Source organism: Yoonia sp. SDW83-1 (genome assembly GCF_046762885.1).
GTDB lineage: Bacteria > Pseudomonadota > Alphaproteobacteria > Rhodobacterales > Rhodobacteraceae > Yoonia.
Map to the genome: position 1 here is coordinate 215,570 of NZ_JBKQXO010000007.1, position 13,929 is coordinate 229,498.

Here is a 13,929-nt window from a genome sequence, read left to right on the forward strand (position 1 = left end):
TTCTGGATGCATGATGCCGTTAAGACGCTTCATTGGATGCCTTTTGGGTGTTTACGCTTTGGTCGTGGCCACGATTGCTGTGGCCGATGGATACCGCGTGGGCGTCAATGACCACCTGAATGTGCAGGTGGCGATCTGGGATGAGATCAATACGGTTGTCGCGGATGTTCCGAACATGTCAGGCAGTTACCCGGTTGACGCCGATGGCAACATCGCATTGCCTTTGGCAGGTGCCTTGGCCGCCGCGGAACTGACCACGGCAGAAATTGCAAGCGCGGTCGAGGCCGCCATGACGCCTTATGTTGGGATCGGTCAGAGCGCCCGGGTCGCGGTCAGCGTGGAAAGCTATGCGCCGATCTATGTCTCCGGTCAGGTGCAAAGCCCTGGCGCTTATGACTACAAACCGGCCCTGACCGTCTTGCAGGCCACGGCATTGGCCGGTGGCCTTGTGGGGATCAAACCAGTTGCCGGGGAGGAGCGTAACTTTCTCAGCGCCCGCGGCACGATCAGCGTTCTGCAAAATGAGTTGATGTATCTGACAGCGAAACGCGCCCGCCTGACGGCTGAACTTGGTGGCGCCGAGACGGTTGAAAACCCCGATGGCACCCTCGATCCAGCCGCGTGGGCGGCAGAGGAGGCTATTCTGACTGCGCGCAATGCCCGTTACGATCATGAACTGACCTCGCTCGCGCGAGCCCGCGCCTCGCTCAATGAAGCGATGGGTGTGCTGGAAGATAAGCTGGCGACAAACCGTGCCCAGCTTGAGGCCGGGAAGGCGGAACTGGGGCGCAGCGAGGACCTGGTCGAACGTGGCCTGACCACACCGATCCGGGTGTTTGAGCGGCTGAGCTATGTCAACGATCTGGAAAGCCGTCTGCTGGATATCGAGCGATCCATCCTGCTTGCGCGGCAGGAAATGCAGGCGCTGGAACGCAGCGAGGGCTTATTGCTTGCCCTGCGCAACGAGGAAAATGCCGCCACACTGCAAGAGGTCAACACCAATATTGCCGAAACCGAAGCGCAGCTTGCCGGTCAGTATGACCTGCTTGCCGCTGCGGCGGGGCGGCATGCCAGCCTGATGCCAGAAATGGATCCCGCAACGGCAGAGGTCAGTTATACCGTGACCCGCGCCCGCGATGGTGGCAGCACATTCGCAGGTGACGTTGCGACTATCCTAATGCCCGGCGACGTGGTCGAGGTGATGTTTGCGGACGTCGCCACCGACGCGCCGTCAAACTGACGCATCGCCGATGCGTTCCTCCAGCGCCATCGCAAAGTCAGATTTCAATGGCTATCACCCTCATCTGACATCAGGGCGGTCCGCCCTTGCCGTGTTTGGCGTGATGTGGTCGTCGCTGCAGACACTGATCCCGACAATCAGCGCTGCTGCCGTGTTCTTTGTCAGCGCATTGTTTCTGTCACCCGCCGATTTCGGCCTGGTCGGATTGGCGAGCGGTCTGGTGATTTCCATCATCGCCTTTTCGCCTGTGGCATTTGGTGAGGCGCTGGTACAGCGCAAGGTGTTGACACAGAACCATGCAGATACGGTGTTTTGGCTGACTATCGGATTCGGCCTGCTTTGTTTTGCCCCCTTGGTTGTGGCCGCCCCGGTGATTGCCGGGGCGCTGGGCCATGCGGATATCGCGGCGATCCTGCCTGTTCTTGCGTTCAAGATCCCGCTTGAGATGGCGGCGGCCGTTCCCAACGCGATGATCATCAGGTCGATGAAGTTCAAGCTGATCGCCGTGCGCACTGCGGTCGCGACACTTGTCAGCGTGATCATCTGTGTTGCGATGCTGTTGTCGGGCTATGGTTACTGGGCCCTTGTCGTAAGCCAGGTCGCGGCAAGCCTGGTGTCCTGCGCCATGGCATTCTGGGTGTCACGTTGGCGCCCTGGTCGTTCCTTTGGCTTGTCGGCGCTGAAGGATATCTCAGGCTATGGCCTGTTTGCATCCGGTGATCGCATGTTGTCGATGATTAAGCTGGATCACCTTGTGCTCGGTATCTTGGGCGGCACGGCGATGCTCGGCGTTTTCATGTTCGCGCAGCGGTTCTACGCCATGCTGACCCAACTTGTCGGCGGGGCGCTGTCATCGGTCACGCTATCGCTGTTGTCGACCCTGCAGGATGATCAGGACAAGGCGGTCAGAGCCTTTGGCATGGCGAGCTTTGTCGCCGCCGCTGTCAGTATGCCGATGTTTTGCATTGTCGCGATCACAGTGCCAGATCTGCTGGATGTTCTGCTGGATGACAGATGGGGGCACGCCGCATTTCCGGTTCAGCTATTCTGTATTGCCGGGGTTCTGGCCGGGGTTGGCGTCGTGCAGGCGTCACTGATCAAGAGCCAGGGCAAGGCGCAATGGTGGTTCTATTATCAACTGGCCCAGCAAGGTACGTCTGTGCTTGTCATCATGCTGACCTATCGCTACGGCTTGCCGACCCTGATGATGGTGTTGGTCGGCAAGAGTGTGTTGCTTTGGCCCATATCTGTCATCATGACCACCAGACTGCTGGGATGCGGCCCTTTGGATTATCTGGCGGGCTTTCTGCGTCCGGTTGCGGCGACGCTGATTATGGCAGGCAGCGTATTGTCGGTTCCATATCTGTTAGCCGAAGCCAGCCAGACGGCACTGGTGGTGCTGCAACTTCTGGTGGCCGCCCTGATCTATGTTCCAACGATCCTGCTTTTGTCACGTCAGCGTATCGCTGAGATCCACCAGTATTTCCCCCGAAAAGAGAAGCCCATCTGATGAAACTGACATATTTTCAGGGCGATCCGCCCAATTTTGGCGATGAACTGAACGCGACCATGTGGTCCGACCTACTGCCTGTTGATTTCTTTGACGACGACCCCTCAGAACTCTTTGTCGGGATCGGGTCGGTGATTCAGCACAACTACCCCAAGGACGCCAGAAAGATTGTGGTAGGGTCAGGTTACGGCGGCTACACGCGTAAACCGGACGTGCATGATGGCACCTGGGAGTTTCATTTTGTCCGCGGTCCGCAAACGACCGAAGCGCTGGGGTTGCACCCCGATTTTGCGGTGGCTGATGCTGCCATCTTGCTGCGTGAAACACCGCTGCCGGACGCGGCGCCGAACATCAAAATTGGGTTCATCCCGCATTACGAAAGCATCGAGCGGGGCAATTGGAAAGTCGTGTGCGATCTGGCCGGGATCACGTTCATTGATCCGTCACGCCCGCCTGCTGAAGTTATCGCGCAGATCCTTGGTGCGGACCTTGTCATTGCCGAAGCCATGCATGGCGCCATCGTGTCCGACGCGTTGCGCACCCCATGGATTGGGGTGCGGACCATGCATCATGTGCATCGTTTCAAATGGCATGATTGGGCAAAGGCGCTGGAGATCGACTATAACCCGGCATTCCTGTTTCCATCGAACCTGCGCGAAGCCTGGGCCTTGGGCACCGGGCGCGCCGGTTCGGGCCCCCGTGCCATGGCCGTATGCGCAAGTCGGCCGGCGCAACCGTTCAACACAGCCTGCCAGCATATGGCCGCCCGCAGCCTGCAGAAACTCGCCCGCGCCGCGCCCAACCTGTCATCTGACGCCGCTATGGAAAGGGCGACGGATCGGGCGATGACGGCTATCGATGGGTTGATTGCAAAATACGGACGCAGACAGGCGTTTGCCTAAGCCTAGCGTGCGTTAGAGAGCCCGCGCAGAGCAAAGACAAAGGCGCAGATGACGATCACGCTGCGGAGTGAAAACTGAAAGAAAATTGGCACTTCGACGAAGCTGACCATCACGACCATCATGACCAGAATGAAGAGCAATGATGCCTCTGCCGATCTTGTCCGCAACGCCCATATGAGAGCGGCAATCGCGGCGCCGTAAAGGATGATAATCTGCAGTGCCACGCCGGCCAGGCCGATTTCCACGGCATTCGACAGATATGTGTTGTGAAAGTTGAACCCGCTGCGGCTTTCAATGCCGAACGTGTACCACAACACCTCGGCAGCGCCGTGCCCCTTGACCCAAAAGGCTTGATAGCCCATGCCGAAAAACGGTCGTTCGGCGATCAGATCAACGGCAATCCGCCAGAGTTCGGTCCGACCCGTCAAGGTGACATCCTTGCCGGTTGTTTCCAGCATCATCGCAAACAGGGCGTCGGAAAAAATCACGATAAGCAACATCATGAAGATGGATGCCAAAGCCGCAAAGATCATCACCGTGACCTGCTGGAGCGGTGATAAACGATAGAGCGCAAGAAGAAGGAACAGGATCAGCAAGGATGGCGGCACGATCAGCAGCGCGCTTAACGACTGGGCCAAAAGCAACAGGACTATACCAACCATCAACCCCGCGCCTGCCAGCAGCCGATAGCGCGAGGATGCCGACCCATCCAGAACCTGCGCGGCACAGATGATGACATAGGTTGCTGCAGCCCCCGCAAGTGCATTTTTGCTGCCGTAAATACCCAGCCACGCGCCGGTATCATTGCGGACATCCCCGAATAAAATGCTGGCCAGCATCGCCAGTGAGAAGAGGGCAAATAGTGTCTGGCAAAACACCCGTGCCGAGACCGCCGATGCGATTGATATCGCTATTCCAACCGTTGCCATCAATTGAAGGCTGAACCGGAACGTCAATGCGGGATATTCCGACCAGACCGACGATAACAGGCAAAAGATCGGCAGGGCGAGGATGTACCAGTATTTCAGGCTCAGCTGGATATGAAATTGCAGACGCCGCGCCACCAGCGCAGATCCGCAGGCCAGAAAGATCAGCGCCCCGGCGGAGCGTAGGACCGGGACGAACAGCAACCCACCGAGCGCTACAACCGCGAGGATCATGTCGGGTTTGATGGTGATCACATCAAGCTGGGGGCGCGGCGGATGGAGGCTGACACTACTCATTCTTGCAGACGACCGATGCCGGGAACTGGCATGGCTCACCCAAGGCGGTATAGGCAATCCAGTCTACTTCCATCAGCAAATCTTCGTCCGGCTCAACAAACCGGCCCATCCAGTTGGGAAAGCTATCACTGCCCCAGAAACTCGCATATATTTTCTGATCGTTTATCGGCTGTTCTGCACCTGCCGGGGTCTGATGCAGCATCTTTCCGTTCACATACCAACGAATGCCGGTCGCATCCCAGACAAAGGAGTAGGTGATAAAACCGTCATCAGCGGGTTGCGGCAGCGGCACCCGTTTGCCGTTTTTGGGTTCGCCATTCACATAGGTGTTCAGGCTGACCGCTGTGGTGTCGCGGGTCAGGACCTCAAAATCAATCTCATCATGTGGTTGGCCGTGATGCGGACCAATATAGGTAAAGAAGGCTGCATTCAGACCAGAGCCGGTGCTGGTGCGAAATCGTGCCTCATAGGTGCCATGCCCGTAGACATGCCGCGATTGGATTTCCCCACAGGTATAATCACGCTTTGCATTAGCTTGTTTCGTGAAACCCAGGGTCAGAACGCCGCGGCGGATCGCGACATTACCGGCAGACCACATACAGTTCTGCCAATCCCCATTGACCCAGCCACTTGAGACACCCCAGATCTCCTCATTCAGTGTATCAAAATCGTCGAAAAAGCTGGATCCGGCGGGCAGATCCTGCGCGACAAGAGGCATTGGCGTCAGACAAGCGACGCCAATGATGATGTCGCGCAGCGTCTTTTTCAGTTGGTGGATATTCGGGCTCGAAAACGTCATTGGGTCATCACCCTCTGGCCTGTTTTATATATTTCTTATCATATATTTAGCCCTAAACACAAAGTACCCGCGCCCATGTCGGCGCATCGCCGCCGAAACATACCTGACTGCCATCAATGGCATGAGATTTTGTCCTGAAAATGCTATGCTGCAGTTGCATAAACACTCGAAAAAGGGGCTACTTTGGCACGTCCGCGCGTTTCGGTCATTATGGCAAACTACAATGCCGCCGATTACCTCGGCGCGGCGCTGAATTCCGTGAGGACGCAGAGCGTTTCGGAGATCGAAATCCTGCTGGCCGACGATGCCTCGCGCGATGCGAGCCTGTCGGTGGCCCGCCAGGCCGCATCAGGCGATCCGCGGTTGAGAATTATCGAAGCTTTCACCAATGCCGGTCCCGCCGCTGCCCGCAATCGCGCGTTGGAAATGGCAACCGGTGAATGGGTCGCGATTGTGGACAGCGACGACATTATCCACCCGGAGCGGTTCGCGCTGATGCTGGACGAAGCCGAAAACCTACAAACCGATGCCGTCTGCGATGATCTGACTTATCTGACCGAGGGCAGCGTTTGTCCGAAGAGCACATTGCTTGGGACAGACCGCCCCGAAACGCCGCAACGGCTGACGGCGACAAGCTTTGTTTCAGCGGCACCAGACGCACCGCAACTGGGATATCTCAAACCAATGATCCGGCGGGACGCGCTGAAAGGCCTACGTTACCGCGAAGATATTCGTATTGGTGAAGATCACGATTTCTATATGCGCTTTTTGTTGAACGGAGGCCGCATGTATTTGTTGCCGCAGTCCTACTACCTTTATCGCAGGCATGCGCATTCGCTGTCCCACCGGCTGCATCCGGACGATGTGCGCGCGATGATTGCGGTGCAGGATGACCTGCTGGCCCATTATCCTGATTTGCCGAATGATCTGAGGACGTCGTTTGCAGCGCGGCGGGCGGCACTTCACGCGCCACTCGCGTTCGAAACCCTTGTGCAGCATATCAAGAATCGACGGTTTGCCCATGCTATGCACGACGTCATCCGCAGGCCCGGGTTACTGAAAAAGCTGGGCCGAGTTGCCCTTTCGCGTGCGTGGCGCAAAAGCGATGCTTCTGACCAGCCCGGTGCCATTTTCGGTGATCCGAGCCAGTGGTCACCGCAGGACTGGGCCAGATTATCGGGGCAGAAGGTGTCATGATGGCCGAAGCCCAACCTCTCGTTCATGTCAGGACGCCGACCTATCAACGGCCCACGGCGCTGCGGCGTTGTCTGGAAAGCCTGCAGGCGCAGACCGCCGCCCGATGGGTCTGCGATGTATATGATGATTGTCCCGCAGCATCCGGTCGGGCCGTTATCGCCGCGATGGATGACTCGCGCATCCGCTATCATCACAATCAACCGCAGCGGTTTGCATCAAAAAATATCGACCAATGCTTTCGTCGGGACAATCCACACGATGCGGATTACTTTTTCGTGCTGGAGGATGACAATTACGTTCTGCCTGATTTCATCAGTTGCAACATCACCGCCTGCCAGTGGCACGGCGTCGATATTGTCTTTCGCAATCAGTTCGTTGAATTTGCGAGCGGAACCAACGATGCGTCTTTGTCCGAGACCGGCATTCTGAATGACAAGCTGGCGGGCGGGCTTTACCAACCGGATGTTTTTCGCCTGTGCCTGATGGCGGATATCGGGGTTTCGAATGGCGGCTTGTTCTGGTCGCGCAATGCCGCGACTGATCTTGAAATCCATTTCGACTGCAGTGCCACCTTGCAGGAATATATGCGGACCTTCGCCATTGCTGAGCCAATCTATGTCGCGATGGAGCCACTTGCCGTTTGGGCCGAAAATGGAGAGGGCACGACCCGCGATTTTGGAGACAAGGCGGGGTATCTCAGGCGGGAACTGGCGCTGAAACGGTCCGTTGGCATCCTTCAGCGCAAGGCGTGGGCTTTGGCCAAGCGGGCCGATCGCAATCGTTTCCTGTCGCATCCGGATTTTCGTTATTCTGCACAGCAGCGTGCAACCGGTCTGGTGAAATCCCATACACAGCTACGTGTCGGCTCATCCCTGCCACGATCAGAGGTTATCAGGCTGGCCCTTAGGGGGGCGCTGATCAGGCTATTGGGAAAGCGGGATCCTGCGGTCTTGTCGTTTGTCAGCGCGCGGATGGGTTAGTTTTACGTTTGGCCCTTTCGGGAAGCGTACCTGCCAAGTCGCCTTTCCCGGTGGATTGGTCTTTGGACGGTGAAAACAGGCTCGTTACGACCAAAAGCAGAAAATAGACAATCTGCAACACAACCAGAACCGCGAAAACACGCAATGCGATGCCTGCGACGCCCACACCCGCGAAATATGAATGGATTGCCATTGCGATGGCCGCCACAGCAGCAAACACAACAAATACCAATAACCGCAAAATACGTCCTCCGTACGCAATGCTGGTTTGAGCATACGGGAATTTGCGGCATGGCGCCACTGTTGCGGGTGCTCAGGCCATGCGCGGGGTCAGCGTAAGGTAGCTTTCCGGCCAACCCGGGCGTGCGTATTTCCGCAATTTCCGGACATCGACCTTATTCAGTGCGATGCCTGTCACCTTCTGGAAAACCTCCGGCTCATGAGCGAGATATCGCGTCACAAGTGACCGTGGCGTCGCACCCCATTCGCAAACCATAACGATCTTGTCCAGCAAGCCGATCATCGCCTTGGCGTCCCGCCCATTGCTGAGTGGCGGCATATCCAGCACGATGTGATCATAATGTTTGCGCAACTCAGGCATCAGCGCCTTCAGTTTTCGCTGGAAACCGATTTCGCCTGACAATGGTTGATCGACCTTCACCCCTGACGGAAGGATGTGTAATCCGGTATCGTCCAGCGTGTGGATGGATTCCGACAGGGGGATGTCACCAGAAAGGACGTCAATAATCCCCGGCCCTGCTGGTGCCCAATCGAAACCCGCACCTTGCAAATCCATGTCGATGAGCAGGCACCGCGCCCCCGATTGCGCGACCAGATTTGCATAGTTGACTGCAAGCGTGGTTTTGCCTTCTTCAGGCAGCATTGATGTGACGGCGACGATCTTGCCACCCTCCGGCGCGCCAAAGGCGATGGATGCATGGATATTGCGGATCGTTTGGCTGAACATGGTGTTCGGACGCGCGACGGAAAACGCCATGTGTGGCGGCAACGCGAATGGTGGTTTGCCCTTGGCAACCGGTTCGGCCGGTTTTGTCGGCGCAGAGGGTGTTGCCCGGCCTGTCATCTCTGCGTCGTTGATCCTGGGCAAGTGGCCCAGAAACGGGAGGCCCGTGTGATCATGCACGTCCGTGCTGACCCTGAAGAAGCGTTCGCGGGCCTCGCGCAATACGGCGAGCAGAAAACCAAACATCAGCCCCAGCATGATGGTCACCGACACCGTTCGCCACATTTTTGGCAGTGCCGGTTCCTTTGGCACCATGGATCGGGTCAGCACGCGGCCGTTGCTGACGGGGAAGCTTCCCTGCACCGAAATCTGTTCATAGCGGGCCGAAATTGTCTGATGCAATTCATCCAGCGTGGAAGCCCGTTGCGCCAGCTCGCGTAGCCGGGTGATCTGGGTCGGATCGCTTTGGCGTAAGGCTGCCGCCTCTGCCAGCACATTGGCTGCATCCTGTTCAAGTGCGTCCAGCCTACTACGCATCCAGGCCGCTGTTCGTTCTGTGGCGTCTGCATTGGCGTTCATCCGGTCGTCGAGATAGGCATCGGCATAGCTGTTCACGATCATTGCAGCGAGGTCGGGATCATGGCCGATATAGCTGATCTCGATTGAAAAACTCAGCCCGATACGCTCCACCCGGATGTCGCGCTGCAATCGCGCCGCGGTCTGTAGCTTGCGTCTTTGCAGTTGCGCGTCAGGATCTGCCGCCGTTGGCGCGGCTGCGTCTTCTTCGGCACCAAGCATCCCTGCAGCCATTGATTTAGCATCCGACAGTACCGAACGCGCCAGTGAGGACGGTGGGTAAAGGAAAATCTCATTCTCATGCAGATCAATGCGATCCACGACGTCGGATGCCAGCTGAAGCGATTTGAGAACCTGCATCTCGTTCAACAGCGATGTGTCATTGCGGGCGAAAGGGATGCTAGCGATGATCTGTTCGTCCAGTTCGCTGCGCCGTTCATCCACGAGGATCGTGGCCGAGGTATAGTATTGTTTGGGCGTCGTTATGTGATGCGCAAGGCCAAAAAGCAGGCCGAGCGCCGCAAACACCAGAACCAGGATATATTGCCGACGAAAGGCTGAGATCAGGTCGCCAAGCGTTGCCGCCTCAGCGGTCGCGCGTCGTCCCGCCTCAAAATCGGCGTCGTGAATGCGCAGGCCAATATTTTTCATCGCTTGGGACCCATTGTGGTCATTCCCTTTGTTTGCGTGGAAAATTGGGGCCGTAGAGGCGCAATGTCCGACCACCGGCAAGACCGTTGAGCGCACCGACATGCAGGGTGCCCCGCAAAATCGCCATGTTGCGGCGGTCTGTGAATGGCGCCTGAAGCAACGCCGCGCCCGCGCAATAGGCGACCTTGCACATGGTAATCACCCAAAGCCGGACTGAGGGCCCATCCTTGGCGACCAGTTGACCATGGGTTTGCCCCATCCGAAAACGTCGCCGCAACAGCCAGCCAAAGCTGACCCTGTCGGTCGGGATCGCCTCGGTGACCAGCGCATCGGGCGCGAAGGAAATCACGCCCCCATCAGTCACGATCTTGGCGAAAAAGGCGGTGTCTTCACCGCCTGTCTGCCCTAGCGACAGATCAAAGCTGCGGCCCTGCAAGGCAGCGCTGTTGCGGTCGATCAGTACGTTACAGGTGTATCCGGTGATGATCCTATCATCGACCCAGACCGGCATTGTCGCATGAATCCGCGTGCGTCGCATCCATGCCGGTGCCCCATCCGGATAAGATGCCTCGACCGGGCCAAGAACGACGTCCGCCCCGTCCTTTTCCATCTGCCCGACCAGATGTATCAGCCAGTCAGGCGATGCCACCTCATCATCATCGATAAACGCCAGAAACCGGGCGTCCGAATGGGCAAGCGCCCCGTTACGCGCAATGGAGATATTACCCTGCGGGCAATGCACATAGCGGATCGGCAGATCGACAGTTTCGGCCATCTGTTCGACCGCCCGGCGTGCACTGGGCACATCGTCATTGTCGATGACCAATACCGATACTGCGTATCCGTCCGGCTGCCGCAAAGCCTGCAGGGATGCCAGTGTGTCGACGACTTGTGCGCGGCGATAGGTGCAGACGCATATCTCAAGCGGTTGGTTCACGGCGTCACCTTTCCAAGGGAGCGCGTCGCACTGCGCAGGACATTTTGCCAAAAACCCAGTGACCACGAAAAATGCATGATCATGGCAGCGACCCCGCAAAGCGCCAGTGCCGGGTCGCGGTTACGAATAGCCATGCCAATGCCGGTCCACAGGCAATAGACGCACCAAAGCAAGGCCGGCAGTGCAAAAAGCAGATGCAGGGGAGCGAGGAGCGCCAACACCACGGCAGGCAGTACTATCATCACCTTGGCCTGTCTGATTTTGGGCAGAACACGGTGCTTGAGCAGGTTGCGCGCGCGTCCCGCCCCATAGTTGAAGTACTGGCGGGCCAGTGCTGGCAAGGTGGGGCGCGGAAAATAGGTGACAACCGTTGCAGGGGTCAGCCATATCCGATGCCCGGCCTGCCGCAGCCGATAGTCAAATTCGGCATCCTCATTATGGGCAAACCCGGGATCGTATCCGCCGACCGACCGAAAGGCCGCCATCCTGATCAGTGCGTGATGTCCATGATCCACATATCTCCCGCTTGGCAGGGTGCGATGGGCTGACCCGCCATTGCCCAGATGCGCATTCTGTGTTGCGGCATTGATCCGCTGCAGCGATGCCTGCCCTTCGGCAATCATGCTGACGACGATACTGTCGGCATAGACCGATCCGGCCTGCTGCATCAGCACGTCACAATAATTATCCGGATAAGCGCAATGGGCATCGATCCGGATCAGATGCGTGGCCTGCCCATGATCCTGCGCCACGGCAAGGTTGATCCCCGAGCTTTGAATGCGGTCGGGATTGTGCAGCAGGGAAATACGATCATCGTTGAGCGCAAAATCATTCACGATATCCAAGGTGCCATCGGTGCTGCCACCATCGACAACCACGATGCGCCCGCCAAGGCGCTGCATGGCTGGCACCAGTTGGCGCAGGATACGACCGATATGGTCGGCCTCGTTCAAGCAGGGGATGACAACCAGCGGATCAAACACAACCGGCATTTCGGCTTCAGTTTCTTGCGGCATCAGGGGCTTTCGTACAGCGAGAGTGGGTGTTCAGGGGAACAGAAGTCGCACACGGAAAATCACAATCAACAGAGTGGGGTCAGGATACGGGGGCGTTTTCACAAGCACACGGTAGTCCGCACCCGGTCGGCCAATCATTGCCGGTGAACCGGCAGGTTTTGGACACCCCATCGGATGCAGCCGGTTATTTCAGCAGTTTGTATGCAATATGCCCGACAAAAGGGCTTGGTTTTCAATCAAGAAGCGGGGGGCAAGCCACCCCCTGAAGCATTGTTGAAAAGGGCATGATTTTGCGTAGTCGGGCGTGATCACACCTGTCAGACTTGCAATATATAAGGGTTGGGAGAATTCATGACATCCGCCGCCTTGATCATCCAGAAGGTGAGTTTTGATCACATCAGCCATGTGGCCCGCTTTATTCACGCGGAGTTAGCCAAGCATTTTGGTCCCGATACCGGATTGATCGTCTGCGATGAGATCGACAACGCGACACATCCCGACAACGCCGTCATCTTTGTGATCGGAGAAGGTTTCCAACCGCATCGGCGGCGACCGGGATGTTTTTACGTCTATCTGAACTTTTCGATTGTGTCGGTCATGGGAAACCCGCTGCAACTCAGCAAGGTTGGGTGGAGTGCGATCCGCCGCAAGCGCCGCATGCTGGCCGAAAAGCAATCCGGCTTCGACCTGTTGCTGGATTATTTCGCGCCGCAAACCCGGCGGCTTCAGCGGCAATTGGACATACCGGTTCTGGGGTTCGATATTGGCGTCGATCCCGCACTGATCGACCGGACGGTTCCACCTGCCGACCGGCCTTATGATATCTGCTTTGTCGGTGCCATGACCCCACGCCGACAACAGGTTATCGCGGAATTGGAGGGCTCAGGTTTGACCATCTCACCGCATTCTGGCGTCGTCTACGAGGATATCGCCGCGCAATCGCGATGCTGTATCAATATCCACGCCTATCGGTCAAACCACCTTGAAATCCCGCGGATCATCGGCGCTGTTGCTGCCGGAACACCGGTGGTGACCGAATTGAGTTACGGGCTGCAGACATTGATCCCGAGTGATCTGGTGAAAACTTCTGGGCTACGGCAGCTGCCCAAAATCGCCCGCAACCTTTGCCGTGACCCGTTCGCGTTGCAAAATATGCAGGCGCGGTCGTTCAACTGGTACGAACAATCCTATCTGCCCCACTGCCGTCAGAATTGGGCAGATATTTGTGTCAAAATCAAAACACAATTTCAACTCTTTTTCCAATCCGGTGAGACCAATAAACTCAAAGTATGATGCGTTTATCGGCACGTATCGGCCTATGATTAGTCGGTGTCTTGATTTGAGGGATTCCCATTTGTCCCTTTTTGATTTAACATCAAAAACACGGGGCGATCTTGAGCAGATGCACGTTGAGCGACGCGCAGTGGGCCCGGATCGAACATTTTTTACCAGGAAAATTGGATGATCGTGGGCGAAGCGGTTCAGACAACCGGCTCTTTGTCGATGCCATTTTTTTTGCTAGGGCGCGGGGTATCGCCATGGCGGGACTTGCCGCCCGAGTTGGGTCGCTAGAAAATGGCCCACGCCGGCTTTCGCCGTTGGTCTCTTACGGGAGTTTGAGAGTGCCCTTTCAAAGCCTGAAGCCAAGACCCAGCCTTTGAATACGTCCACCCGCAGGAGACAATTTCAAAGGTGCGCGCCGACGCGACTTCTCAAACTGTTCATCGCCAGGGCTCTTTGTTGTCTTTCTCATCGTCCACTCATCAATGGCGACGATGAGCACTAAACACTCTCTTAGCAAATAGCCCTAAATGGTCCCATTGGCGCTGACGTCAGACACTGTTGAAAAACAACGTGTTGCGGGTGCGGAAGGTAGCAGCCTGAACTGAGCGCGAGCGCCTTTCTGTTCAGGCTTTTCGCGCTTGCTGCGGTGC

General features: G+C 57.0%; 12 protein-coding genes. 7 read left to right on the forward strand and 5 right to left on the reverse strand.

What is annotated here, in order from left to right; translation table 11 throughout:
- Positions 1–13: 13 nt before the first annotated feature.
- The 3 genes from ACFWW4_RS11440 to ACFWW4_RS11450 are packed head-to-tail and all read left to right on the forward strand — an operon-like array spanning position 14 to position 3,652.
- Positions 14–1,240: a polysaccharide biosynthesis/export family protein gene (locus tag ACFWW4_RS11440; RefSeq protein WP_411890959.1), complete on the forward strand. Its 1,227-nt coding sequence runs from the start codon at positions 14–16 to the stop codon at positions 1,238–1,240.
- A 10-nt stretch (positions 1,241–1,250) separates the two neighbouring features.
- The gene (locus tag ACFWW4_RS11445) at positions 1,251–2,750 is read left to right on the forward strand and encodes an oligosaccharide flippase family protein (RefSeq protein ID WP_411890960.1); all 1,500 of its coding nucleotides are present in this window, start codon (positions 1,251–1,253) and stop codon (positions 2,748–2,750) included.
- The gene (locus ACFWW4_RS11450) at positions 2,750–3,652 is read left to right on the forward strand and encodes a polysaccharide pyruvyl transferase family protein (RefSeq protein ID WP_411890961.1); all 903 of its coding nucleotides are present in this window, start codon (positions 2,750–2,752) and stop codon (positions 3,650–3,652) included. Before ACFWW4_RS11445 ends, ACFWW4_RS11450 begins: the two co-directional genes overlap by 1 nt.
- Before the next feature lie 2 nt (positions 3,653–3,654).
- Here ACFWW4_RS11450 and ACFWW4_RS11455 read toward each other — a convergent pair whose 3' ends face one another.
- Both ACFWW4_RS11455 and ACFWW4_RS11460 read right to left on the reverse strand, forming a co-directional pair.
- A complete protein-coding gene (locus ACFWW4_RS11455; protein WP_411890962.1) occupies positions 3,655–4,875 on the reverse strand; it encodes an O-antigen ligase family protein in 1,221 nt (406 codons plus the stop codon).
- Positions 4,868–5,674, reverse strand: coding sequence for a family 16 glycosylhydrolase (locus ACFWW4_RS11460; protein ID WP_411890963.1), 807 nt, complete (start codon positions 5,672–5,674; stop codon positions 4,868–4,870). Before ACFWW4_RS11460 ends, ACFWW4_RS11455 begins: the two co-directional genes overlap by 8 nt.
- Positions 5,675–5,857: 183 nt before the next feature.
- On the opposite strand from ACFWW4_RS11460, the gene ACFWW4_RS11465 reads away from it, so the two are divergent.
- Together ACFWW4_RS11465 and ACFWW4_RS11470 are read left to right on the forward strand one after the other, a co-directional pair.
- Positions 5,858–6,871 (forward strand): glycosyltransferase family 2 protein, encoded by a 1,014-nt coding sequence (locus tag ACFWW4_RS11465; protein WP_411890964.1) that lies wholly within the window; start codon positions 5,858–5,860, stop codon positions 6,869–6,871.
- A complete protein-coding gene (locus ACFWW4_RS11470) occupies positions 6,871–7,851 on the forward strand; it encodes a glycosyltransferase family 2 protein (protein ID WP_411890965.1) in 981 nt (326 codons plus the stop codon). The genes ACFWW4_RS11465 and ACFWW4_RS11470 overlap by 1 nt, the downstream gene beginning before the upstream one ends.
- Positions 7,852–8,164: 313 nt before the next feature.
- Here ACFWW4_RS11470 and ACFWW4_RS11475 read toward each other — a convergent pair whose 3' ends face one another.
- Genes ACFWW4_RS11475 through ACFWW4_RS11485 form a run of 3 tightly spaced genes read right to left on the reverse strand, consistent with a single transcriptional unit; the run spans position 8,165 to position 11,995 of the window.
- The gene (locus ACFWW4_RS11475; RefSeq protein WP_411890966.1) at positions 8,165–10,042 is read right to left on the reverse strand and encodes an AAA family ATPase; all 1,878 of its coding nucleotides are present in this window, start codon (positions 10,040–10,042) and stop codon (positions 8,165–8,167) included.
- Positions 10,043–10,061: 19 nt separating this feature from the next.
- Positions 10,062–10,979: a glycosyltransferase gene (locus ACFWW4_RS11480; protein ID WP_411890967.1), complete on the reverse strand. Its 918-nt coding sequence runs from the start codon at positions 10,977–10,979 to the stop codon at positions 10,062–10,064.
- Positions 10,976–11,995: a glycosyltransferase family 2 protein gene (locus tag ACFWW4_RS11485; RefSeq protein ID WP_411890968.1), complete on the reverse strand. Its 1,020-nt coding sequence runs from the start codon at positions 11,993–11,995 to the stop codon at positions 10,976–10,978. Before ACFWW4_RS11485 ends, ACFWW4_RS11480 begins: the two co-directional genes overlap by 4 nt.
- Before the next feature lie 351 nt (positions 11,996–12,346).
- Between ACFWW4_RS11485 and ACFWW4_RS11490 the strand changes: the two genes are divergently transcribed.
- Positions 12,347–13,288 (forward strand): hypothetical protein, encoded by a 942-nt coding sequence (locus ACFWW4_RS11490; protein WP_411890969.1) that lies wholly within the window; start codon positions 12,347–12,349, stop codon positions 13,286–13,288.
- Positions 13,289–13,404: 116 nt separating this feature from the next.
- Positions 13,405–13,656, forward strand: coding sequence for a transposase (locus ACFWW4_RS11495; protein ID WP_411890970.1), 252 nt, complete (start codon positions 13,405–13,407; stop codon positions 13,654–13,656).
- Positions 13,657–13,929 lie beyond the last annotated feature (273 nt).

Bases quoted from the DNA above. Each gene is read 5' to 3' on its own strand.
- ACFWW4_RS11455 (WP_411890962.1), bottom strand. From the start codon at position 4,875: ATGAGTAGTGTCAGCCTCCATCCGCCGCGCCCCCAGCTTGATGTGATC.
- ACFWW4_RS11490 (WP_411890969.1), top strand. From the start codon at position 12,347: ATGACATCCGCCGCCTTGATCATCCAGAAGGTGAGTTTTGATCACATC.
- ACFWW4_RS11450 (WP_411890961.1), top strand. From the start codon at position 2,750: ATGAAACTGACATATTTTCAGGGCGATCCGCCCAATTTTGGCGATGAA.
- ACFWW4_RS11485 (WP_411890968.1), bottom strand. From the start codon at position 11,995: ATGCCGCAAGAAACTGAAGCCGAAATGCCGGTTGTGTTTGATCCGCTG.
- ACFWW4_RS11470 (WP_411890965.1), top strand. From the start codon at position 6,871: ATGGCCGAAGCCCAACCTCTCGTTCATGTCAGGACGCCGACCTATCAA.
- ACFWW4_RS11460 (WP_411890963.1), bottom strand. From the start codon at position 5,674: ATGACGTTTTCGAGCCCGAATATCCACCAACTGAAAAAGACGCTGCGC.
- ACFWW4_RS11445 (WP_411890960.1), top strand. From the start codon at position 1,251: ATGCGTTCCTCCAGCGCCATCGCAAAGTCAGATTTCAATGGCTATCAC.
- ACFWW4_RS11475 (WP_411890966.1), bottom strand. From the start codon at position 10,042: ATGAAAAATATTGGCCTGCGCATTCACGACGCCGATTTTGAGGCGGGA.
- ACFWW4_RS11440 (WP_411890959.1), top strand. From the start codon at position 14: ATGCCGTTAAGACGCTTCATTGGATGCCTTTTGGGTGTTTACGCTTTG.